16 protein-coding genes are annotated in these 23,478 nt (G+C 37.1%); 2 read left to right on the forward strand and 14 right to left on the reverse strand.

Going from position 1 to position 23,478, the window contains the following annotated elements:
* Positions 1-233 precede the first annotated feature (233 nt).
* The 5 genes from AA0017_RS17450 to AA0017_RS17470 all read right to left on the reverse strand — a co-directional run bounded on the left by AA0017_RS17450 (position 234) and on the right by AA0017_RS17470 (position 7,261).
* A complete protein-coding gene (locus tag AA0017_RS17450; RefSeq protein WP_413376517.1) occupies positions 234-1,553 on the reverse strand; it encodes an ABC transporter substrate-binding protein in 1,320 nt (439 codons plus the stop codon).
* Positions 1,554-1,806: 253 nt separating this feature from the next.
* Positions 1,807-2,829, reverse strand: coding sequence for a LacI family DNA-binding transcriptional regulator (locus AA0017_RS17455; RefSeq protein ID WP_413382682.1), 1,023 nt, complete (start codon positions 2,827-2,829; stop codon positions 1,807-1,809).
* Positions 2,830-3,050: 221 nt separating this feature from the next.
* Positions 3,051-5,408 (reverse strand): FdhF/YdeP family oxidoreductase, encoded by a 2,358-nt coding sequence (locus AA0017_RS17460; protein ID WP_413376519.1) that lies wholly within the window; start codon positions 5,406-5,408, stop codon positions 3,051-3,053.
* Positions 5,409-5,588: 180 nt separating this feature from the next.
* Positions 5,589-5,954, reverse strand: a complete 366-nt coding sequence (locus tag AA0017_RS17465; RefSeq protein WP_413376521.1) for a DUF2294 domain-containing protein — start codon at positions 5,952-5,954, stop codon at positions 5,589-5,591.
* 50 nt (positions 5,955-6,004) lie between these two features.
* Positions 6,005-7,261 (reverse strand): OFA family MFS transporter, encoded by a 1,257-nt coding sequence (locus AA0017_RS17470; RefSeq protein WP_413376523.1) that lies wholly within the window; start codon positions 7,259-7,261, stop codon positions 6,005-6,007.
* A gap of 375 nt (positions 7,262-7,636) precedes the next feature.
* On the opposite strand from AA0017_RS17470, the gene fdhD reads away from it, so the two are divergent.
* Both fdhD and AA0017_RS17480 read left to right on the forward strand, forming a co-directional pair.
* Positions 7,637-8,455 carry a formate dehydrogenase accessory sulfurtransferase FdhD gene (fdhD, locus tag AA0017_RS17475; RefSeq protein ID WP_413376524.1) on the forward strand — a complete coding sequence of 273 codons (819 nt, stop codon included), beginning with the start codon at positions 7,637-7,639 and terminating at the stop codon, positions 8,453-8,455.
* On the forward strand, positions 8,452-8,682 hold the full coding sequence (locus tag AA0017_RS17480) for a hypothetical protein (RefSeq protein WP_413376526.1): 231 nt from the start codon (positions 8,452-8,454) through the stop codon (positions 8,680-8,682). Before fdhD ends, AA0017_RS17480 begins: the two co-directional genes overlap by 4 nt.
* 290 nt (positions 8,683-8,972) lie before the next feature.
* On the opposite strand, the gene manA is transcribed toward AA0017_RS17480, so the two are convergent.
* The 9 genes from manA to AA0017_RS17525 all read right to left on the reverse strand — a co-directional run bounded on the left by manA (position 8,973) and on the right by AA0017_RS17525 (position 23,472).
* Positions 8,973-9,920: a mannose-6-phosphate isomerase, class I gene (manA, locus tag AA0017_RS17485; RefSeq protein WP_413376529.1), complete on the reverse strand. Its 948-nt coding sequence runs from the start codon at positions 9,918-9,920 to the stop codon at positions 8,973-8,975.
* A gap of 48 nt (positions 9,921-9,968) precedes the next feature.
* Positions 9,969-10,820: an ROK family protein gene (locus AA0017_RS17490; protein ID WP_413376531.1), complete on the reverse strand. Its 852-nt coding sequence runs from the start codon at positions 10,818-10,820 to the stop codon at positions 9,969-9,971.
* Positions 10,821-10,931: 111 nt separating this feature from the next.
* Positions 10,932-12,404 (reverse strand): ABC transporter substrate-binding protein, encoded by a 1,473-nt coding sequence (locus AA0017_RS17495; RefSeq protein WP_413376533.1) that lies wholly within the window; start codon positions 12,402-12,404, stop codon positions 10,932-10,934.
* Positions 12,405-12,500: 96 nt separating this feature from the next.
* Positions 12,501-13,466, reverse strand: coding sequence for a carbohydrate ABC transporter permease (locus AA0017_RS17500; RefSeq protein WP_413376535.1), 966 nt, complete (start codon positions 13,464-13,466; stop codon positions 12,501-12,503).
* A 101-nt stretch (positions 13,467-13,567) separates the two neighbouring features.
* Entirely contained in the window at positions 13,568-14,506 is a 939-nt protein-coding gene (locus AA0017_RS17505; RefSeq protein WP_413376537.1) for an ABC transporter permease, read from the reverse strand.
* A gap of 1,155 nt (positions 14,507-15,661) precedes the next feature.
* A complete protein-coding gene (locus AA0017_RS17510) occupies positions 15,662-17,191 on the reverse strand; it encodes a response regulator (protein WP_413376539.1) in 1,530 nt (509 codons plus the stop codon).
* Positions 17,166-18,938, reverse strand: coding sequence for a sensor histidine kinase (locus tag AA0017_RS17515; RefSeq protein WP_413376541.1), 1,773 nt, complete (start codon positions 18,936-18,938; stop codon positions 17,166-17,168). The genes AA0017_RS17510 and AA0017_RS17515 overlap by 26 nt, the downstream gene beginning before the upstream one ends.
* Positions 18,939-19,002: 64 nt before the next feature.
* Entirely contained in the window at positions 19,003-22,134 is a 3,132-nt protein-coding gene (locus AA0017_RS17520; RefSeq protein ID WP_413376543.1) for an alpha-mannosidase, read from the reverse strand.
* A gap of 9 nt (positions 22,135-22,143) precedes the next feature.
* Positions 22,144-23,472 carry a glycoside hydrolase family 125 protein gene (locus AA0017_RS17525; protein ID WP_413376545.1) on the reverse strand — a complete coding sequence of 443 codons (1,329 nt, stop codon included), beginning with the start codon at positions 23,470-23,472 and terminating at the stop codon, positions 22,144-22,146.
* Positions 23,473-23,478: the final 6 nt, after the last annotated feature.

Consider the following 23,478-nt stretch of genomic DNA (forward strand, 5'->3'; position numbering starts at 1 on the left):
AATTTCTTTCATAGAAAACATTCATGCTTTTTTAAGTGCAACCTAGTATAAAAAACAAGAAAGCAGCTCTTTCAAATAGCATACAGAGACTCCTGCAATACTAGTAAAGGGGCCACTGAAAAACGGTCTACTCAGTAAAATATGGTTACATTAGTTAGCTTACTCCGTGAGCTGCATGCCCTACGGAACGCGTAGGGCATGCAGCTGGTTGAGTAGGCCAAATGATACAAACTCTATTGCTGATCCGGTGTTGTAATATGTGGATAAGCGTTTCGAACTAAATTATAAAACTCTTGAATTGCCTCTTCTTTTGTTTTTGATCCTTCTACATATTCAGACACTGCGTTTCCGAAGAGTGTATCCATTTGTTGATCGTATCTAGTGACAATTCCAGGGTTGATCGACTGAGCTTCTTCTAAGAAAAAGGTATAGTTATTTTGTCCTCCTAAAAACTCTTCGCTAAAGTCATCTTTGATCTTTTCTGTGACAGGTAAATATGATAAAACATCCCCAGTTTCTAAAGCCCATTCCGTTAAAAATTCATCGTCATGGGTCATCATTTGAATGAAGTCCCACGCCTCTTCTTTTTTATCAGAGTTCGTATAAATCCCTAACCATGTTCCGCCCCAGAAATAAGGGTTAGGTCCATTTGTTAAAGCCCAATCTCCAATGGTTTCTTCTGTATTTTCTTTCAACACACTGTGAAGACCCCATGTTGGCAATGCATACGCAAAGACTTCTACTTCATTTGTATTATTTTCATCGACTTCATCCCAGCCAGCATTATAATTAATTGGTCCATCCATTGCGGCAAACCAAGCAGGTGACCATTCTGGAGCAAAAGCCGTTAAGTCCTTTTCACGTAGTTCTTTCGCATAATCAAAATGATTCATGCGGCCTTCAGTCATAATCAATTCATCATTCTCATTCACCCATGCTTCAGGGTTTTGCCCTTGAGCAAACCACCGAATGGCCCCCTCATCTGGAAATAAACGATAACCAGCTGCTTTCATTTTGTCTCCGACTTCATATAAACCATCCATCGTCGTAAACATATGTCCAACCTCATTTGGATCATCTGTTCCTAGCACTTCTTGGGCAATACTCCTTCTATAAAAGATTCCACCAGGAGTCGTTTGCCATGATACCGCTTTTATTTCTCCATGTGAATTTCTTCCTAATTCGAACACGTATTCAACGTAATCTTCTTTAAAATCCTCCACATTGTAAGGCTCTTGAGAGAGATTTTCCCAATATTCTTGTTCGACCCAATCTTTAATAAACGCAAGTTCTCCAGTAAAGACATCTGGTGCCCCTTGTCCGCTCTCTAAAACAGGTCTTAATCTTGTTGGATAATCTTCTATTGGGATAATCGTTAATTCCACTTCAACTCCAAACTTCTCTTCGTACGCTGCAATCGCCCCTTGGTTTTCTAATTCATCTGTAAAGGACCAAATAACAAGCTTATCTTTGCTTCCACCGCTAGAACTACTGCAGGCAACAAATACAAGGCAAGCGGAAAGTGCAATGAACAATAAGGTTAATTTTCTCATTTTACAAAACCCCCACTATTTTATAATTTTCCGAAACCGCTTTCGATAAGGAGTAAAAAAAAATGGTGTAACCGATTATAATAGTCCGAAATCAATTTAAAACGCTTTCACAAATGCTCTAACCTAAATGTTTACTTTTAATTTCTCACCTCCCCTAATCTTGAAGCATCCCTTTTTTTAATATGATTTAAAATCTAAACCGCTTTCACCCTTAATGACAAGTTTGTATCCATCTCACAATGGATACAATCCTCTAATGATTATGATGCTTAACAGGTCCTGTTGAATGTCTCTTAATGAGTTCAACTGGAATCTTAACAGCGGAATAGGCTTTATTCTTTTCATTCATTTGTTTGATTAATACTTCTGCCGCACTTTCACCAAGTAAGTCCATGTCCTGTTTCACCGTCGTTAAGGCTGGTGATACGTACTTTGCCAATTCAATATCATCAAAACCAACAATTGAAATATCATCAGGAACGTTTAACCCTTCATCTTGAATCGCGCGCATTGCGCCAATTGCCATTGTATCTCCTGCAACATATACAGCTGTCGGCTTCTCTTTTAAAGCAAGGAGTTTTTTCATTGCTTGATAGCCTCCTTCATAAGAGAAAAATCCGCCATCAACAACATAATCACTAGGAATTTGTAATTGCAATCGTTCTACACTATTAAAGAACCCTTTAGATCTTTCAGTACCAGCAAATGTAGTTTTGTGTCCACAAATATGGGCAATTTTTCGATGTCCAAGTGAATGTAAGTAATCGACGACTAATTCACTCCCTTGATAATTATTGCTATAAACAACACTCGTATTATTACTGTGTAAATCAAGTACAACACTAGGAAGAGCAGAGTCTATTAATTTATTCACTTCACGATCATCATAATGTGAACTAAAGACTACGACTCCATCAACACCACGGTGGAGAGCATGATCAATATAACTTTTCGTTTCTCCTCCAACCTTTTTGCTTAAAAAGATAATATCGTAACCAAATCGTTCAACATATTTTTTAAATCCTTCAATGACGCCATTAAAAAATGGATGCTTTATGCCTAACCCGAGATCTTCTGCAAAAATAACTCCAATTGCCCAAGATTTTTTGGTCGTTAATGATCGAGCAATTGAATTTGGGTAATACCCCATCTCCTCTACAGCATCTAAGATGATTTTTTTCGTTTTTTCACTGACATCTGTATAATTATTTAAAGCTCTTGATACAGTCGTGATCGAAAATCCTGTCTTTTTAGCAATATCATAAATTGTTGTCATATTCATTCAAACCTACTTTCGAAAGCGCTTTCGATTTCATTATAATTTTCAGACTATTGGATGTCAATTAAAATTTTTTGTTAAGAGATTTCATCGATTAGAGTGTCCTATCAGGTGATAAAAATGACCTGATAAACGCAGCTTATCTCTGCTTTTTAAACATGTAAAAAAAGCTACTGATAAGATATTCAACCTTATCAGTAACTCCATCAGATTTATCCTTATTCAGCTGTCATTTCTAAGTCATCTACTTTTTTCTCTAAATACTGAATATCTTTACGGGCATTGAACCGTTCTGCTTTTTCTAATTTAACGGCGACATTATAGCTTGGGATTTTAGCCAACTTCTCATAAACCCCTTTTGGTAATAGGAAGTTTCCTTCTGGGAAGTGAACTTCTAGGTTGCCACGGGCAATATCAACAAAACGAGCTTTACCAGTAAATACACCATGCTGATTGTAAACAACGACTAATTCACGCTCTGTGATGCTTAAATCTTTTGCATCCTCTGCATTTAATAAGACATCATAACGCTCGGCATCGTTAAAACCATCTTTTTCACTGTAAACCATTGAGTTGAATTGCTTTCCACGTCTCGTTGTTACATAGAAATCACCCGATACTTTATTTAAGTTTGGAATATCAACAGGAATTAATGTTCCTTTTCCATCTGGAGTTGGGCAAATGCCATCCTCACATAACCAAGCTCCCCCCCATTGGAAGACATCACCTTGTTTTTTCAAATGTTGAACGCCCTCGTAATTCGGGTTTGCTTTCGCCATTTCTTCACGGATCGCTTGGCCATCCTTGAAGTCGACTAGATGAGCTGTTTCTGGTTTAACTCGCTTCGCTAAGTCGATATAAATTTTCCACTCCGAACGTGCTTCTTCAATTTCTTGCTTATTTCCCTCAATTTTTGGAGAGAAATAAACCATACGCTCTGTTGAAGTGGACGTTCCACCACCATCTTGCTCATAACGTGTTTTCGCTGGTAACACGATGACCGCTTCTTTTGCATCGACAAGGGTAGATGTATTAAAAATAATGTCTTGATGGACACGGATTTCGAGTTCTGAAAGAGCTTTTTCAATAAACTTTGGATCAGGCATTGTTTCTAAGAAATTACCGCCGGATAAATAATACATTTTCACTTTGCGCTCATTATCCTCCGGTAATAAACAGTTCTCTAGGGAAACACCTAAAACATCCCCTTGCCATTTAGGAAGCTCAAAATTCCATAGCTTTTCAATCCGTTCAATATTTTTCTCATCAAAATCTCCACCAGGTAATACGAATGGGTCAGCTCCCATTTCTCCACTTCCTTGAACACTTGAGTGACCGCGGATTGGCATTACTCCTGTATGCTCACGCCCTAAGAAACCACGTAGTTGAGCAAGATTAGCTACTTGTGAAATATTATCGGAAGCAAATGTATGCATTGTTAAACCTAAAGACCAAACAAAAATTCCAGATTTGCTCTTCGCAAGTAACAGTGCTAGCTCTCCGATACGGTCTTTTGTTACACCAGAAGACTCGACGATTTCATCCCAAGATTGTTCATTTACCTTTTGTTTTAATTCATCATAACCATTGACATGCTTTTGAACGAAGTCATGATCAACCGCTGAACCGTGCTCCTCTTCTTCCATTTCAAACCAATGCTTCATAATTCCATGCATAAACGCAATATCGCCACCAATGTTTACTTGGTAGAAGTCATCAGCAAGCTTTGTTCCGAATAACGCCGATTCTCCCACTGATGGAATCCAATAGTTTTCCATAGCCGGCTCACGATATGGGTTAATACAAATAATTTTTGTCCCTTTTCGTTTAGCTGCGTACATATATTTTGTTGAAACAGGCTGGTTATTGGCTGCAACCGAGCCCCAGAAAACAATCACGTCAGAGCCAATCCAATCTTTATAGTTACAGCTTGATGCCCCAATCCCAAGCGACCGTTTTAATGCCGTTTTGGACGGAGAGTGACAAATCCTTGAGGCATTATCAATATTATTCGTTCCAAGGAAGCGAGATACTTTTGCTGCTACATAATAAGATTCATTTGTAATTCCTCTTGATGTTAAGAAAAAGCTATAATTTTTTGGATCTAATTTTTTCATCTTATCAGCAATCATATCCATCGCTTCATCCCAATCAATACGAGAGAATTTACGCTCTCCAGGACGGCGGATTAGAGGATATGGAATACGGCCTAACTCACGGAGCTCGGCACTTGTATACTTTCTTAATTCATCAATGTCCGCGTGAACGATTTCTTCTTTCATCGCTGGCATTGTATTTAAACGTAGAACATTTAATCTCGTCGTACAAACGTGCGGCCCTGCTAGAGTTTGGTCATAAAGTCCAGAAACACCTAGTGCACAGCCATCACAAACCCCTTTTGTAATAATGTTCTTTGCGTAATTTAAGTTATCTTTATTATGCCAAACGACCTTCATCGTTTCACGAATATGATGTGGTTTTACTTTCCCAAGACCAAACGGAACCTTACTAACCCATAAATCAGGTGTAAGGGTTTTCGGTAATTTAATTGGGCCTGTATGTTTTGTTTTCCCCATAACAAATCACTCCTCAAAAAAATTTCTACTTAATACAAGCATATGATGACTCGTATTCATAATGTACTGGCTTATGCTCCTACAAAGACAAAAAACCACCGTTCAACTAATAAACGAGCCTTAGTAGATAAACGATGGTTTAGCCTTTTGCAGGAGCGCTACCAAGTGCCCGAACCAATTTTATTTCTTATTGTTAAACTTCTCTTCAATGTTCTCGTCAAAGACAAAGATAGACATTCCAAAGTCACGTTCAATATCAATATCAACAAAGAGGTCCACTAAGTTACTTTGTAATAACTCTTCCATTTCAAATGGTCTGTTTTTCCGATACATATCTTTGACCATTTCAGTTCTAGCCGCTCGAAGCATTTGTTTACCTTCATCTGCGGATGCAATAAACTTCTCCACAGGTGAAAGATTTCCCTCCATTTCACAGATCGCCCAGTGTTTACAGAACGTTGTGTTTATCTTACTCGGTCCTTTTCCCATATGTTTTTTACGAAAAGCACGAACAAGATTACTGAATTCAGCTTCGTATTTATTCATTATTCACCCTCGCTCAAAGATTATGGCTCATTCAAACGTTCATCCAGTTTTTAGCTAGCCAACTGCTTTGAATTATTCGCCTCTTTTAATTTCTTTATATCAATTCTTATCACAAGAGAAACAATTAATGCAACTATAAACATGGCACCGAAAATGTAAAGTGTTCCCGCATAACTATTGGTTGTTTCACGAATCCAGCTGGCAACTGTTGGACCAACAAGTCCTGCTGCTGCCCAAGCTGTTAAAATGTAGCCGTGAATCGCTCCAAGCTGTTTCGTACCGAAAATATCACCAATATACGCTGGGATCGAGGCAAATCCTCCACCATAACAGGTCATGATTAAAATTAAAATCACTTGGAACACGATTGCTGCTGTAATGCTTGGTAAGATAAAGAATGCTCCAATTTGAATCGCGAAGAATGTCGTATAAACGGCCGGACGACCGATATAATCAGATACTGTGGCCCAACCGATACGACCAAGACCATTAAAGACACCCATAACTCCAACCATTGTAGCTGCCGCTGCTGCTGATAACCCCGCAAGCTCCTGGGCCATTGGTGAAGCAACCGCTAAGATCGCAATTCCACAGGTTACGTTGATAAAAAGCATCACCCATAAAAACCAGAAACGTCTTGTTTTTACCGCCTCATTTGCTGTTAACTGGGCAAGGTCAGGCTTCACATTTGTTCCCCCTGCTGCAAACTCGCTCATATACCCTTCAGGTGGACGCTCTAAGTAAAGAGCCGCACAGATCATAATCACAAAATAAACCGCACCTAATGTGTAAAAAGTCGATGAAATCCCAACTGAATCAATTAACGATCCCATAATAGGACTTGCAATCATTGCGGCAAAACCAAATCCCATAATCGCAAGACCTGTAGCTAATCCACGACGGTCTGGGAACCACTTTACTAAGGTTGATACTGGTGTAATATAACCAACACCTAAACCAATTCCTCCTAAAACCCCGTAACAGACATATAAGAGCCATAACGATTCCATCGCTGTTGCAAAACCAGATCCTATCATCCCTACTCCAAAGAAACTAGCTGATACAATCCCTGAAATTTTTGGACCATACTTCTCTACAAAATGACCCATAAATGCTGCTGAAAGACCTAAAAATAAGATAGCAATACTAAATGTTAAAGAAATAGAGCTCAACCCCCAACCAAACTGGTCATGTAGTGGGTTTGTAAAGACACTCCAAGCATAAACGGAACCGATAGAAATATGGATACCGACAGCAGCAAGAGCAATCAGCCACCTATTCTTTGTCTTTTTTACTTGTTCACTCACTTTCTTTTTCCTCCTCATGTCATAATAAAAAAATCGTCGTCACTTTTAAAGAATATAGCTAAATAAGCTATAGATCCTTAAAAGTGGCGACGATTAGTTTTAAGCAGGGAACGCTACTTAAATCCCAATAGAAATCGCTTTCAGTATGTAACGATTCAAGCCAGGCAACAGGGTCGCTATTCCTGCACTTAAATGTTACAAATTTATGAATGCTTCTTCCCTAAATCATAACTTGTTTTGTAACCATTTTCAATATAATTTACGCTTTTTAAAGAACTTTTATCAATCATCTCATTCGTTTTGATACCACTTGTCACCATCACAAGATTGTGTTTAGATAAAATCAATCATTTGACAGAGAGTGGGTAGATTTAAATGGAGGAGTCATTAAGTCTCAAAAGGTCGATCATCAAATATCAAAACAAGCAATTTATAGAAACAGAAGACGAAATCGTCATTGAATTCCCTTTAACCATTATGATAAACGGAGAGGAGTTTGCAACGATGGTATGTAGCCCATTCCATTTAGAAGAACTCGTCATCGGCTTTTTGGCTTCTGAAGGCGTCATCCGTTTCCGAAAAGAAATTAAAGATTTTAAGCTTGATATTGGGGCTGGCTTCGCTCACATCGAATTAATTCAAGATAAATTTGTTAGCCAACAGACATTCTCCAAACGATTTATTGGCTCATGCTGCGGGAAAAGTCGCCAATTTTATTTTCAAAACGATGTCAGAACAGCTAAAACATCGATGTCAAAAACGAAGATAACAGCCGAACAGTGTATCCAACTTATGAAAAAAATGCAATCTGAAAGTGTTGTTTTCAAACAAACAGGTGGGGTTCATAATGCAGCCCTTTGCTCTAGCAACGAGTTAATAGTCAGTCGCACCGACATTGGTCGTCACAATGCCCTCGATAAACTATTTGGTTATTCCTTATTAAATCAAATTTCGGTCAAGGATAAAATCCTTGTGTTTAGTGGACGAATCTCTTCTGAAATTTTAACAAAAGCCGCTAAAATAGGAGTTGGAATCGTATTATCGAAATCAGCGCCCACCGATTTAGCGATTAAGCTTGCAGAGGATCTGAACATCACCGCCATTGGATTTATACGGAACGGCTCTTTTAATATTTACTCGCACCCAGAAAGAATTGTCTTAGAAAATCAAACTGTAAAGGAGGAGAGAAAATGAGTTCTTGTAAGCTCGATCACCCATTAGAAGATGTAAAAGCAAAATTAGCTTCTCAGCAACAGTTTTTACCATCCGCTCTTTATCAAAAGTGTACCGCTTATTTGGAAACGGAACGGAGCCAAGTCGCGTTAAATGAATTATTTCATTTGTTAAAGAAATATGATTTAGCTGATAGTCATGAGCAACTGAGTCGGAATGAAAAAATAAGTAAGTTGATAGAAGGTTAATACGAAACTCGGATATTGAGCAGTTAAATAAATGTTTAATTAAAATCTTTGAGTGGAGATAGGGACAAAAAACTCCTATGATACGAAAGACAGGTAACATTTATTGGGATCGTAGTGGGTAGCACTCTATTCACCGCTCCCGAAAATCATGCTCCGCTAAGAAAGAGGATAAGTCTTCTCATTCCTTTTGTAATATAAAATAAGTAATTTCCATTAAAAAAGTTAGATGACCGTCATTTCTAGTCATCTAACTCTTTTTTAAGGGTTTTGTCCCAGCCTCTACATTCAGATTAAGTATGTGAAACAATCATTTCCGCTTCTCCCTTTAATTGATAGTTTGATAGTGTCGTTGGCAGGATAAAATGGGCTCCTTTAGTTATTTCATATGTGCTTCCTTCCACGATTAAAGTAGCTTCTCCGTCTAGTACACTCACAAGTAAATATTTATTATCAATCTTACCGGAAAAATCTCCGAATAACTCCCAATGATAGACTGTAAAATAGTCTCCTTGCTCAAGACAAACTTGTGTAAGTCCATTTTTTCTAATGACTTCTTGCTTACGTTGCATATCTTGGTGTGGTACTGTTGTCACCACAATAGATTGGTCGATATGTACTTCGCGTCTATTGCCCTTATCGTCCGTACGGTTATAATCATAAACTCGATAGGTCAGATCTGAATTCTGCTGAATTTCTAAAATCGTGATTCCTGCTCCAATCGCGTGAATCGTTCCACTTGGTACAACAAAGAAATCTCCAGGCTTTACTTTTACTCTCCTCAACAGCGCATTCCAATCTTCCTGATTAATCAGTTCTATTAACTCTTCTCTTGAACTCGCATTATGACCAAATATAATTTCAGCATTTTCTTCACAATCAATGATATACCAACATTCATTCTTTCCTAATTGACCGTTTTCATAAATAGAAGCATAATTGTCATTTGGATGAACTTGGACTGATAGATCCTCTGTAGCATCAAGGATTTTTACGAGCAAAGGAAACTGCTCACCCTCCTCATATCCAAATAATTTCCGATGGCTTTCCCACACTTGATTAAGAGTATGACCTTCTAGCTTCCCATTTTTAATTGGACATGGCCCATTCGGGTGTGCTGAAATGGCCCAACATTCACCTGTTTTATTAGTAGGAATGGCGTATCCAAATTCGCTTTTTAACTTTTCCCCACCCCAAATACGTTCATGAAAGATCGGTTCTAAAAATAACGGTTCTCTCATAAGAATTTACCTCCACTTCACTGAATATTCAGTAAATAATCAAAACTATTATTTTGTCCCCAATGCCAACGCCCCTAATATCGCTTGCTTATCATTCAATTGTGGTGAAACAATATACTCTTCCATACAATTAATACTGATATACTTGTTCAACATTTTATTTACATTACTTCTTATTAACGGAATCAATGTCGATTGTTTTAAAACTCCGCCTCCCAAAATAATGATTTCTGGTGCAAGAATTAAACTATAATTAACAATTGCCTTGGCCATATAGTATGCTTCTAAATCCCAAACTTCCCCATTGTCTTGAAGTTCATTGCCTTTCTTTCCATATCTCGCTTCAATCGCACTACCTGACGCTAAACCTTCTAAGCAATCTTGATGATACGGACAACTTCCTCCAAATAAGTCACTATTATGTCTTGGTACAAAGATATGTCCCATTTCAGGGTGCGATCTTCCTTTAAACGTTTCACCTCTTTGCACAAACCCAGCCCCAATACCTGTTCCAACCGTTATATACAAGCAGCTGTCTTTATTCTTAGCAGCCCCCCAATAATACTCTCCTAAAGCAGCCATATTAACATCCGTATCTAGAAAAATTGGAATATTAAAGAGAGTTTTTAAGGCCCTATAGATATTAAAATTTTTCCATAACATTTTTGGACTATTTAATATTTCTCCATAATTGGCTTTATGCAAATCTAACTCTATTGGACCAAAGCTACCAATACTAATAGAGGTAAGTGAAAATTCACGGAAGAAATGAGCTACATCAGCTAAAGTTAATTCAGGGTCTCTTGTTGGCAAACTGACTTCAGAATGAACGCAACCTGCTTCATCTACAATGGCACACACAAACTTAGTTCCTCCAGCCTCAATTGCACCGTACAGCACTATAATTTCCCTCCCCTTTAAGAAAAGAAGATGCCCAAAAGGCTCTGCAACCTTTTGAGACACCTTTATCTTCATCATTTTGTAAAGGTTATTCCACCCTGGCGATTTTAATTACTGACTTTCTTTCCATGTATCATACTGTTGTTGAATTTCATCTAACACTTTTTGCATACCCGCTTCATATAGCTTTTCATTAAAGGCCGGAATATACTGCTCTGGATTCACTGCTCCTTTAAGTAATGCTGGTGAAAATTCACTTGTAACATTGGCAATAGCCGCTATTTCAGTTCGTACTGGATTAGAATCAAAATAAAATCCTAATACCGGTGATGGAACTGAATTTTGATTAAACTCCTCAAAAGCTTCCCATTTATCGGCTGGGTCATCTTCGTAAAGTTTCAAAATTAATTGATTTCCAATCGCAAAGCTAGGCATATTATAACTTTCTACTCGAGCAGGCAAATCTGTAATGGTTCCGTCTTCATTTACCTCGTAGTGAACTCCCTCGATTCCTTTATCTATTAAATTTCTTAAATAAGGATCTGAATTTAATAAATCTAAAAACATCATCGCTCTCTCAGGGTTTTTGGATGTGGCTGATATAGCTTGCATCGATCCTGTAACTGAATTATTAAATACATAAGGCTCGTGTAACTCACTTGTTACAATTTCATAACCAGCTGATCTTGTCCAAATAGATTCTGCATATGGTTGATAAAGTTCTTTTCGCACAAACCAATTAGGCGTTTCCAAAGGCCAAGAATCTGTACTCGTAGCTGCATCTGGGCGAATATATCCTTTTTGATAATATTCATGCATCGTTTTTAAAGTATTTAAAGTGACTTCTTCTTCATATTTATTAATGACTTCTTCTGTATTTCCTTCTAAACGAAAAGCAAACGGCATTTCTTCTTGTAGAATTGAATCAAATGGAAGATAAGCATCAAATGTTGCGATTGGTGTAACGTCTGCCTCTTCCTCTTTAATAACCGCTAATAACGGTTCTAAATCTTCAAGGGATCGGACTGTCGAAATATCTAGACCGTGCTTCTCTACAAGTTCATTATTAAATGAAAGAACAGCTTGTTGTCCAACTTCCTTATTCGTTGGAATCGCATAAAGTTCTCCATCAATTTGAGCCCCTTCTAAAAAGGCCGGGTCAATTAGTTCCTTCATTTCCTTCCCGTATTCATCAAGCAATTCGTTTAAACTTAAAAAGGCTCCTCGTCTAGCATTTAAGGAATAGTTATTTGCCCACGAACTTGTAAAGGCGATATCATACGCTTCTCCTGAGGTTGTAATAATTTGCATTCTTTCATCAAATTCCCCCCAATCAAGTAGTTTCAAATCAATTGAGGCATTAATTTTTTCAGTGGTATACTCATTGACTTTCTCCATAACCAAATCAACGTCCTGTTGTGGACTCCCAATTAAATACCAAACTAATGTTACATGTTCATCGTTTGTTACTTCAGAACCATCATTTTTAGCATCTGAAGCATTTCCTTCTGTGTTCTCATTACTACAAGCTAGCAAAATACCAGTCATCATGAATACTACAACTAATAACCAAAACCTTTTCATGAACATCCCCCATTTCATTATCGTTATATGCTTTATATCAAAAAAGGAAGAATAGATAATTCTATAAACTCATTTTTCCTCCTTGTTTGAAAAATATTATTCTTTGACGCCTCCTATTGTTAAGCCTTTAATAAAATACTTTTGAAAGAAAGGATAAGATAAAGCAATTGGCAAAGTGGCAATCACAACCATCGCCATTCTAGCTGAATCTTGTGGGATAGACGCCAATATTGCACTATTCTGATTGGATATCATCGCGTTCTGACGAATAAAGTCTAAGTTGCTTTCAATCCTCATTAATAAAGATTGCAATGGAACTAAATTAGGGCTGTCGATAAACAGCAAGGCATTAAACCAATCATTCCAATAAGCAAGCGTACTAAAAAGAGCAATAGTCGCAATTCCCGGCACGGAAAGCGGCAAAACAATCGTTAGAAATATTCTAAATTCTCCAGCTCCATCAATACGAGCTGAATCAAGTATCGCCTCAGGCACAGTACGCATAAAGAAAGTTCTCATAATAATGATATAAAAAGCATTAACAGCCATTGGAAGAATAAGTGCCCAAATGGAATTTTTCAATCCCAAAAACTGGGTCATTACGATATAAAAAGGCACCATCCCGCCACTGAACAACATCGTAAAAAAAGCGATAAAGGTAAACTGCTTTCGATAAATAAATTGTTTTCTTGAAATCGCATAGGCATATAAAGCAATTAAAGACACACTAATAATTGTTCCGACAACGGTGACAAAAATGGTGACCCCATATGCTTGAAAAATCTGCGACCTAATTTGCCACAAATATTGATAGGCATCAAAGCTCCATTCTTTTGGAATAATCTGATAGCCATATGTAGCTAACGACTGCTCGTTCGTCAGCGAGATTATGATTACATATAAAAATGGAAACACACATAAGAAAGCAAATGTTCCTAACAGCAAGTGCATAAACACACTAGTTTTTCCTGTAAATCCAAACGGATTATATGTGGGGGTTTTTTTTGACTTAAAACTTATATTTTTCACTTTTCTTTTAGGTATATTAGGTGGAGTTTTCATATAATCACATCCCTTCCACTAAGCGTTATCTAACTTTTTATAAGAGCGTTCAAACTATTTTCAATAAATATCGTTGTCACTCTTAAACCGGATCCAATCACCTAAAATAAAGCGTTATCCTCATCAATTTTTCTAACCACATAATTAGTTACGATGATTAAGACAAATCCGACTGTCGCCTGATATAGTCCCGCAGCTGTACTCATCCCAATGTCTCCCATGGTCATAAGCCCTCTATATACATAAGTATCAATAACATTTGTCACAGAATAAAGTGGACCCGAGTCTCTCGGTATTTGGTAAAACAGACCAAAATCCGCACTAAAAATACTACCGATATTTAAAATCGTTAAAATGACGATAAGTGGCATAATCATTGGGATTGTCACATGGCGAATTTGTTGCCATTTATTTGCCCCATCAATCATGGCCGCTTCGTAATAGTTTCGATCAATACTGACGATAGCCGCCAAATAAACAATGCTACTAAAACCCACACCTTTCCATTGGCTAATCGCGACAATAAAATAAGGCCAATAGGATGGTTCGTTATACCATGAAACGGCATCTATATTAAAGAACTCTAAAACACTATTAAATAAACCTCTATCAACACTTAGAAAAGCAAAGACAAAGTAACTAACAACGACCCATGATAAGAAGTGTGGGAATAACATGCCCGTTTGATAAATTTTAGCAAGCTTTTGTTTCGTAAGTTCACTTAATATAATTGCAACTGCGACAGCTAAAATTAAACCTAAAACAATAAAAACTAAGTTGTACAATACGGTATTTCTCGTAATAACATACGCATCATTTGTACTAAATAAAAAGTTAAAGTTCTCAAAGCCAACCCATTCACTATGGTAGACACTGGCAAAAAATCCATCCGGATGAAACCTAAAGTCTTTAAAAGCGATCACTTGACCAAACATAGGGATATATTTTAAGACAATGAACCAGATAAGTCCCGGTAATACCATCAGTAACCATATACGGTTATTGTAAATATTTTTTCCAAATTGTTTAAAACGTGTCATCCTTCTCCTCCTTCCAACCTGTCTATTCTCTTATTAATCTAATTATATGAAAACCCTTACAACAAGAATAGTTGAGATATCTTAGATTTACTGGTCAAAATAAATACATGTTGTCACACGAGAGGAAATCATCACAACATTGGTATTCTCTAAAGCTTTGTCACCCACTTCCCACCTTTTCTTTTTAACTAATAAACTCAACTTTCGCATCAAGAAAATCCGTTCAACTAGTTGGCAGAGCGAAAGGGAAGCTCTTAAACAAATGCCCTTGACACGTTTGAAAAGCGAGAACGTACTATCACACAAAACGGATAAACTGCGCATCAAGAAAAAAATAATAGGCTGCCCTCCGGCGGTCGCTCCCAAACAGACACTCCGCGTCCTGCAGGAACCTCATGAGCCTCCTCAGCGTTCACGCTTGCGGGGTCTCATTGGACGGTTTATTCCTGCGGGAGTCTCCGTGTCTGTTTGTCCGCTAGATCATGGAATCGAATCTAGGTTCAGTTTTCTCATTGAACAAAAAAACAGTCATGACTTCAACGTACATTAGCTTGAGAATGATTTTTCTCCTTCCATGACTCATTCCGTTACAGTTGTAAACAAATCACTGTGGATGCTCTGTACATTAGCTAGATGATCGAGCTTGTTTATCCTGTCTTTTGATGACTACAGACTTAGGAAAAAATAGGTGGTAACTCCCTATTTAGTTCCATAACCAACAAAGTGAAGAAAAAGGTCCTTCTGCGTTAAAAATAGCTGATTGAGAATGGCCATCTCATCAAGCATCTCCCCTACACTTAGCGGACAAAACCATACGGAGACTCCCGCGGGAATAAACCGTGGAGCGAGACCCCGCAGGTGTGCCGAGGAGGCTCGCAAGGTTCCCGCAGGACGCGGAGTATGGTTTTGGGAGCGACAGCCGGAGCTCTTCATTTTACTGCACAGTTTCCTTCAACAGCCTACGAAGAGATGTGTTCAGACTGTCAACGATTGAACCGTCCATGTAAAGTCAATTTGAGTATGATATCGCCCTAAAATCAATCTCTATCAACGGTTAAGAGTCAATCATACTCAGCGAAAGTTGAGTAATAAACATAAAGAAACGACATGATTCAATCCGTTCTAAGAATCATGCCGCTTTTTATTCCACTATCATTAATGATGTATATTTTGTTTTCGCCATTCAGAGGGTGTCATATGCTCAAATTTTTTAAATTGCTTATAGAAATAGGTGGCGTCTGTATAACCTACTTTTTTCCCAATATGCCCTGCCTTTTCATAGGAATTCATTAATAACTTTTTCGCACGCTCAATCCTTAACTTATTCAAGTATTTTGTAAATGAACTATTTACTTCCTTTTGAAACAACTGACCTAAATAAATAGGATTAATATGAAACGAATTTCCTAATGTTTTTAATGACATATCTTCCGCATAATTCTGATGAACATAAGTAACAATCGTGTGAATGATCGGACTAAATTCAGCACTTTCTTGAGAAGATTCTTGATCCAATAGCTGAAAGCATTGGTCAATTATTTTCATAGCTTCTTGACGTGACTGGATATATATAATCTGATAAGTCATTTGAATATACTGATTATACTCCATAGAAATAAGTAATTTATTCTTTAGTTGAAAGAAGAATTCTAATAAAACACTTTTCATAACTAATGGACTTTTTTCGCATTCTAAACTCATCAATAATTCATCCATTGTCAACCTTACGACATCATATCGCCTGTTCGCTAAATGCTCCAACATTTCAGGCTTTAAATAACTTTCTAATTCATTATGACTAGAAGGAGCCTCCCCGTTTCCATTTAAATACAGTTTATCCGTAATACCATACTCCTTATCCGGGAGCAGCATTTTCAATTCACTTCTCATATCTAAATCACGATAAGCTTGTTGCACGAGTTCCATCGCTTCTATTATTCGACTATAAACAAAAATGGGTGTTTCACTCACCGATAATGATTTTAACAATAATAATAGTTGCTTTTTAACAAATTCCCATTCCCCTTGAGTCGATTGTCCATGCCAAATCAAAAAGATATTTCCTGATGGTGTAATAACTGCAACCGCTTTTGTCTCCTTTTCAATTCTCACTTGTAATGAGTACAAAAAGTGATCGTTTTGCCCTTCCCACGCTAACTTAATCAGTCCAAACCGAAAAGGTAACCTTAATTGTAGCTCAGGATAAAGTGATATTCTCTCTATAAATTCCTCATACTCTATCTTCCCTACAATCCATCTCCAAATAACATGATCCCGCAATACAAGTGTTGATTGTTCCTCTAGAGCAACTTTATTTATTTTCTCTTTTATGTGTGCAAGAGACGACACTAACTCTTCTTCTTTAATCGGCTTAAGTAAGTAATTTTCAATCCCTAGCTTTAGACCTTCCTTGACCAAGTCAAATTCTTGATACCCTGATAAAATCATCGTTTTTACATATCTTCTTTTTTTATTTATTTCCTCTATCAACTCTAATCCTGTTAATTCAGGCATTCTAATATCTGTTATTAGAACATCAAACACTATATCATTTGCCATTTCTAAAGCTTCCTGACCGTCTCTAGCTGTCGCTACAACCTCATACCCTAAAGATTCCCAATCTATTATATTGGTTAGTCCTTCTAGAATAAGAGGCTCGTCATCCACTAACATCACTCTTATCATCAAATAACACCTCACTTACAATTGGTAATCTTACTTTTACAATTGTCCCCATATCAAGTGTACTTTCAATACTAACACCATAACTCGCCCCATATTTCAGTCGAATTCTTTGATGGACATTTCCTAAACCAATCGAGCTTGATGAACCTTCGACCCTTTCCAATCGCTTTCTTATTTCAAGTAGCTTTTCTCGTTCAATACCCTTACCATTATCTGAGATCTCCATACTAAGTACACCATCATTTTCATCAAGAGTGACAATTAGCCGATTCTCTTCACTCCCTCTTCGAAAACCATGTAACAAGAAATTTTCAATAAGTGGTTGTAAAATAAATGGTGGCACATAATAGTTTTTAAGTTTGTCATCTATATGAAAATCACTTTTTAATTGATTCTTAAACCGACTTTTAAATAACTCAATATATTGATGAGCATGATTTTGCTCCTCTTTAATCGTAACTAAATCAGCGGCTTTTAATGAATACCTAAATAGTGTGGCTAGCTGCACAATCATTTCAGCCGAACTTTTCCCGCCTTCTGCTAGTGACTTCATTCTAATTGCCTCTAATGTGTTATATAAAAAATGAGGATTAATTTGTGCTTGTAGATTAGCCAGTTCCGCTTCTTTTTGCTTTAGTTTAGAAAAATAAACTTTATTTATATATTCATTTAATTCTTCTAATGTTTCATTAAATGTATCTGAAATAATGGTAAGATCATCGTCATACTTTTTTGTCTCTATTCTCACTTTTAAATCTCCAGCTTGAACCTCTCTCATTTTATCGACGATTAGATTAACCCTTTTGGAGTAACCTCTTAATGAAAAATATGGTAGTGCGATAGCAAAAAAAGTTAAAAGCAATATAAGCGATAAAATAGTTAACCTATACGTTAATAAGGGGACCATTTCACTTTTAGGAATAATCGCGGTAACCATCAGTCCGCTCGTCGTTTCAATGGAAGAATGAACATAATACACTTCATCTAATTTGATTTGAGTCTGGGTGGAACTATAATTTAACTGCTCTATAATCCCTATTGGTATTTGATTATTTGAATAGTATAAATTCATATCTTGATCCGTTATAAACACCATTCCTTGCACATTATCTTCTCGTAAAGATAATAACCGATTTAAATTTTCATATGTAAAATACACAGAGACATTTCCGAGTCTTTCTAGTGATACCGGATCATTTATTTGTTCCTCAACAATATAAACATTATTATGGTGCTGTTCAATTATGTTCATCTCAATATCGCTATTGAATTTTGTTTGGTGCCATTTACTATGATTATATAAATAAATATACTCTGTCCCTAGACTTTCATTTCGGATTTCAAGAGCCACTACATCTGGATCGATTGAAAAGTAATTTTTTACATAAATATCAAAATTATAAGGCACAAATGAATCACTATTGGAAAACTTATCTAATCGATAGCCTATGTATTCTTGGTAATCATGCTGTAGAGCAAAAGCCAAGTCTTCAATTAACCTTTCTTCTAAATACAGCTGGCGTATACCTTGATTCACAAATTGGTGCTTTTCATTTATTTCATTTTTAATCTGATTCACGATTGTCTCTTGTTTATCTACCTCTCGCTGAATAATAAAATCAGAATAATATTCAGAAAGAAAAACAAATAGGATGGCCATCGCAACAAATATAATCGTAGAGTATGTTAAAAATACACGATAAAACATTCTTCCACTTAGTTTTTTTAACATTGAATGCGTTTTCATTTATTTCACTCCTACCAATCGTGATAACAGCAACAGAGACTAATCAAATTAGTCTCTGCCTTTTTTATTTCATAAGCTTCATTTCAATTGTTTTGATTTCATAAGGAGAAAAAGAAAGGACTAAAGGTTCCACAGCAAACGCTGAATAAAACTCATCTTCTAATAGATTGACTTCTCTCCACTTATCTATTTCAAATGAACTTTCTAGTGCTACCTCGATTTGAGAGCCTTCCATTTCATGTAATCGGATAATAACAGAATCACGTTCTTCTGATTTCTTGACGGTATCAATCACCACTTGGTCGTTTGAAACAGATAAAAACAACGGTTCATATTCCTTTTTTACTTTGCCTGAATAGGCCATTAATTTAGTATTTAAATAGACCGCTTCTTTTTCAACTTGATGCTTACTCGCTACGCCTGCAAAAGGATAAATCGAATAAACAAAATGATGCACCCCTAGATCTGCTAATGGATCCGGATGGAGTGCTCCTTTTAATAAAGACAGAGCTAACGTATGATCTTTAATTGAATAACCATACTTACTATCATTCATTAAACTAATTCCGTAATTCGTTTCAGCTAATGCGGCCCACTTATGACCGACAGATTCAAATCTGGCCATATCCCAAGACGTATTCCAATGTGTAGGGCGCTTTACATTCCCAAATTGGATATCATAAATCGCTTCTGTAGAACGGATATTAACCGGGAATTCTACTTTTAATAGCTGTTGACGAGCCTTCCAATTGACTTTTGTTTCAAAGTCAATTCTTTTTGTATGAAGATAACAATGTATATATTGCTCGACCTCCACATGCTCACTCTTCCAATTAAATTGAATGGTTGTTCTTAATTGTCCATTATCTACTATTTTACACCCCATAAGCGTATGAATAGTAGTAGATTTTTCTTGGTAAAATAAATCAATGTCCCATGCATCGTGAGCAAGTGGCTTATCTTCATACAATTTAAACACATTCGCTTGCTGCCCAGCTTTAATCATTTCACGTTTTTCTGCTTTATCATAAATACTTGTTAATTGTCCATCTTGATTCCACTTTATCGCATAATGGGGCGTAATCCAACTTCCCATTTCTAAATGAACCTCACTTAATGCCTTAGCTTGCTCCTTTATATCTTTTACCCCTTCAAAAGATTGGTAAGCGAAAGGTCGGCTTTTCTCAACAAGCACAAGGTCTTCTCCACTAGCTAATTTCTGAGATTTTACTACTTCTCCATTCAAGCGATAAAAGTCAGCTTGTTTTTTATCATTAGGTGGAACAACGACAAGAGTTGGCGTTTCATATTGATTTGGATGGAAATAGGTCCAATCTGTATCTGATGACTCAACACTTTCCTCTTGGTGCTTGAATAATATTTTATCTTTAATTTTATCGGCTTGTTCATAATCTTGATGGGCATCCTCATAAACTTCTGTAATCGATGAGCCCGGAATAATGTCATGGAATTGATTTAATAAAATGAGCTTCCATCCCTTTTCTATTAAACTAGATGGGTACTGAGTCCATTCATTTAGAATGCCATTCCATACGGCACTTAGTTCTGCTTCTCGATATCCCCACTCCAAACGTCGGTTCATTTGTTTCATTTTAGCTTGGCTTGTATAAGTTCCGCGGTGATATTCTAAATACAATTCCCCGTCCCATGTATGTACATAGTCATCTGTTGCCGATACATTCTCATGTAACAAATTAAAGTAAGCATCTGCATTTGTCGACTGAACATTGGCCATGTTTGGCATGAGATCAAATTGTCTTTTCATCTCTAGCATCTCTCTATTGACGCCACCACCGCCATCACCATAACCGTAAGCTAGCAGCAAATCTTGATTAAGGTCTTTATCACGATACTTTTCCCAAATCCCATTTACGGTTTCTGCTGTGATTAAGCCATTATAAGTATAAAACCAAGAATCTTCCGGCCTCCCTGGCTCTGGAGTTGTAATAAAATGAGTAAGAATTTCGGTGCCATCAATCCCTCTCCATTGAAAGGTATCATGGGGCATCCTATTATACTGGTTCCAACTTATTTTCGTTGTCATAAACGTATCGATTCCTGACTTACGTAAAATTTGGGGAAGCGACCAACTATATCCAAACACATCTGGAAGCCAAAGGGTCCGATTGGTTTTACCAAATTCCTTCTGAAAAAACTTCTTACCATATAACAATTGTCTTACAAAGGATTCACCAGAAGGAATATTACAATCTGCCTCTACCCACATCGCTCCTTCGACTTCCCATTGCCCTTCAGCCACTTTCTTTTTAATCGCTGCAAATAATTCAGGGTCATCGTCTTTGACCCATTCATATATTTGCGGTTGGCTTTGTAAATAAACATAGTCTGGATAAAGCTCCATTAATCTTAAAACGGTCGAAAACGTCCGTTTCGCTTTTTCCTTCGTATGCTTTGTTCTCCATAACCAAGCTAAATCAATATGAGAATGACCGATCGTATGCACAGTCACATCGGAATGCTTCGGAATTTCATTCAATCCATTATGAAGAACTTCTAATGCGTCATAGGCTGTTTGATAAAAAGCATTATTCCCTGGCATCGACCAATCTAATTTATTAAAAGCTCGATTGAGGATAGAAAGAAGTTTGGAACGTGTTGAATCGTGAGGATTCTGAATCTTGATCGATTCTAATAGAGCTTTAGATTTAAAATAGAGCTCATCCATTTTTTCATCTAACCACCCATACCACGCTTCTTTTATCAGATAATGCTGTTCACTCGGCTGACCTCCACCTTCTAAACCAGACCATAGCTGAATGTCAATCTCTATATTCTCACTCTCTATCTGCGGTAAAATAACCTCTCGATGATTAGAATCTACCCCTTGAAAAGGCTTTTTGTTCACATACAGGAGTGACTCAAACCCAGAGTTATTCCCTCCTCCTGTACGTCCTAAATCTAAAAATAAAACACTCTTTTTCCCGAGCCACTTTTCTGGAATACATAATGTCGTATGAAGCCATAAATAACGGTCTCTTCCAGACCAATTACTATTTACACTCATCTTTTGATCAGAATAACCTTCAGGAAGAAGGTTCTCCTCGCCTCTCATTGGCTCAAAAGTCGAAAACGAGTTTACCATTTTTATATCACGATAACGTAACCGGTCAAGTTCGTTTATTCTATTTTCTAGTTTTTCTATTCGATAAAACATCAGGGCCCCCTAACTGTAGAACTCTACATTTGTTTCTTTCTTAAGTGGACTACCAGGTACATAAATGCCGATTTCACTTAAAATAAATTCACTAAACATGGAATTTGCCCAAGCAAACCATGAACGAGTAAACTCATGAGGGCGATCCGCGTCAAAGCCTTCATGCATATAATAAGTGGCACCATGGGTTTTCTTAAATAACTCCAAAATTCTTTTCTTTTCTGTTTGAGAGGTAGAGGTCATTCCTTGTATAGCTAAGGCAATTGGCCAAATATAATGATCAGGTGTATGTGGACTCCCAATCCCTTCTGCCTCAGTTCCTTCATAATAATAAGGATTATGACGACTCAAAATAAAGTTCCTCGTATTTTGATAGGTTAAATCAGTCCTATCTGTATAACCCAAGTAAGGGATCGATAAAAGGCTCGGCACATTAGCATCATCCATTAGGTTGAAATTCTGCTCACCGTCTGTTTCGTAGGCATACATCTCTCCAAAGATAGGATGATTCACCTTAGCATAACTTTCAATCCCTGTTTGAATCTCTTTCGATAATTGCTTCATTTTATTAGCCAAGTCCATTTCCTTCATTTCCAAAAGCATTTCGTGAGCGTAATTAAGTGCGACTACAGCAAACATATTCGCTGGGACAAGATACCCATATAAGCATGCATCATCACTAGGACGGAACCCTGACCATGTCATGCCTGTTTTGACCGAGTAGCCTCCCTTTCCCTCACGTAAAAGCGTATCTGAAACACGGCAGTTCTCTCGTTCAAATGAGTATGGGGATTTATCCTCGTGTTCTTGTTCTACTTTCCATACGTTATAAATCATTTGCAATACTTCCGTTAATTTTTCATTTAAGATTGATTGATCACCAGTCGCCCTCCAATACAAATAAGTCAGTTGGATTGGATAACATAATGAATCAATTTCATATTTTCTTTCCCAAATCCACGGATTCATAGTAGTCTGATCATCCTGATGCCCTTTGCCATTCTCTTCTTGATTAAATGCATTCGCATAAGGATCGAGTAAAATGTACTTCCATTGTCGTTCGATTACTTGCTTTAACATTTTGGCTACGTTTGGATCTTCTTTCGCTAAAATTAAATAAGGTCTTACTTGTGCCGACGAATCTCGTAACCACATGGCAGGTATATCACCAGTAATGACAAACGTTCCTTCTTCATCTTGTTTAATCGTAGTTTGATACGTATTTAAAAAACACTGTTTAAATAGTTTTTGTATCTCTCTATCCTCGGGAAAAGCTTCATTCACCCTAGCAATGATTTTTTGAAAAGAAAGAGGAATATTATTCGGGTTCACATTCATCATCCA

The sequence above is a fragment of the Alkalihalobacillus phoenicis genome (assembly GCF_047302405.1).
Taxonomy (GTDB): domain Bacteria; phylum Bacillota; class Bacilli; order Bacillales; family Bacillaceae_D; genus Alkalihalobacillus.

Excerpts from the sequence above, each read along its gene's own strand:
- AA0017_RS17450 (WP_413376517.1), bottom strand. The coding sequence starts at position 1,553 with ATGAGAAAATTAACCTTATTGTTCATTGCACTTTCCGCTTGCCTTGTA.
- AA0017_RS17455 (WP_413382682.1), bottom strand. The coding sequence starts at position 2,829 with ATGACAACAATTTATGATATTGCTAAAAAGACAGGATTTTCGATCACG.
- AA0017_RS17460 (WP_413376519.1), bottom strand. The coding sequence starts at position 5,408 with ATGGGGAAAACAAAACATACAGGCCCAATTAAATTACCGAAAACCCTT.
- AA0017_RS17465 (WP_413376521.1), bottom strand. The coding sequence starts at position 5,954 with ATGAATAAATACGAAGCTGAATTCAGTAATCTTGTTCGTGCTTTTCGT.
- fdhD (WP_413376524.1), top strand. The coding sequence starts at position 7,637 with ATGGAGGAGTCATTAAGTCTCAAAAGGTCGATCATCAAATATCAAAAC.
- AA0017_RS17480 (WP_413376526.1), top strand. The coding sequence starts at position 8,452 with ATGAGTTCTTGTAAGCTCGATCACCCATTAGAAGATGTAAAAGCAAAA.
- manA (WP_413376529.1), bottom strand. The coding sequence starts at position 9,920 with ATGAGAGAACCGTTATTTTTAGAACCGATCTTTCATGAACGTATTTGG.
- AA0017_RS17495 (WP_413376533.1), bottom strand. The coding sequence starts at position 12,404 with ATGAAAAGGTTTTGGTTATTAGTTGTAGTATTCATGATGACTGGTATT.
- AA0017_RS17500 (WP_413376535.1), bottom strand. The coding sequence starts at position 13,466 with ATGAAAACTCCACCTAATATACCTAAAAGAAAAGTGAAAAATATAAGT.
- AA0017_RS17505 (WP_413376537.1), bottom strand. The coding sequence starts at position 14,506 with ATGACACGTTTTAAACAATTTGGAAAAAATATTTACAATAACCGTATA.
- AA0017_RS17510 (WP_413376539.1), bottom strand. The coding sequence starts at position 17,191 with ATGATAAGAGTGATGTTAGTGGATGACGAGCCTCTTATTCTAGAAGGA.
- AA0017_RS17515 (WP_413376541.1), bottom strand. The coding sequence starts at position 18,938 with ATGAAAACGCATTCAATGTTAAAAAAACTAAGTGGAAGAATGTTTTAT.
- AA0017_RS17520 (WP_413376543.1), bottom strand. The coding sequence starts at position 22,134 with ATGTTTTATCGAATAGAAAAACTAGAAAATAGAATAAACGAACTTGAC.
- AA0017_RS17525 (WP_413376545.1), bottom strand. The coding sequence starts at position 23,472 with ATGAATGTGAACCCGAATAATATTCCTCTTTCTTTTCAAAAAATCATT.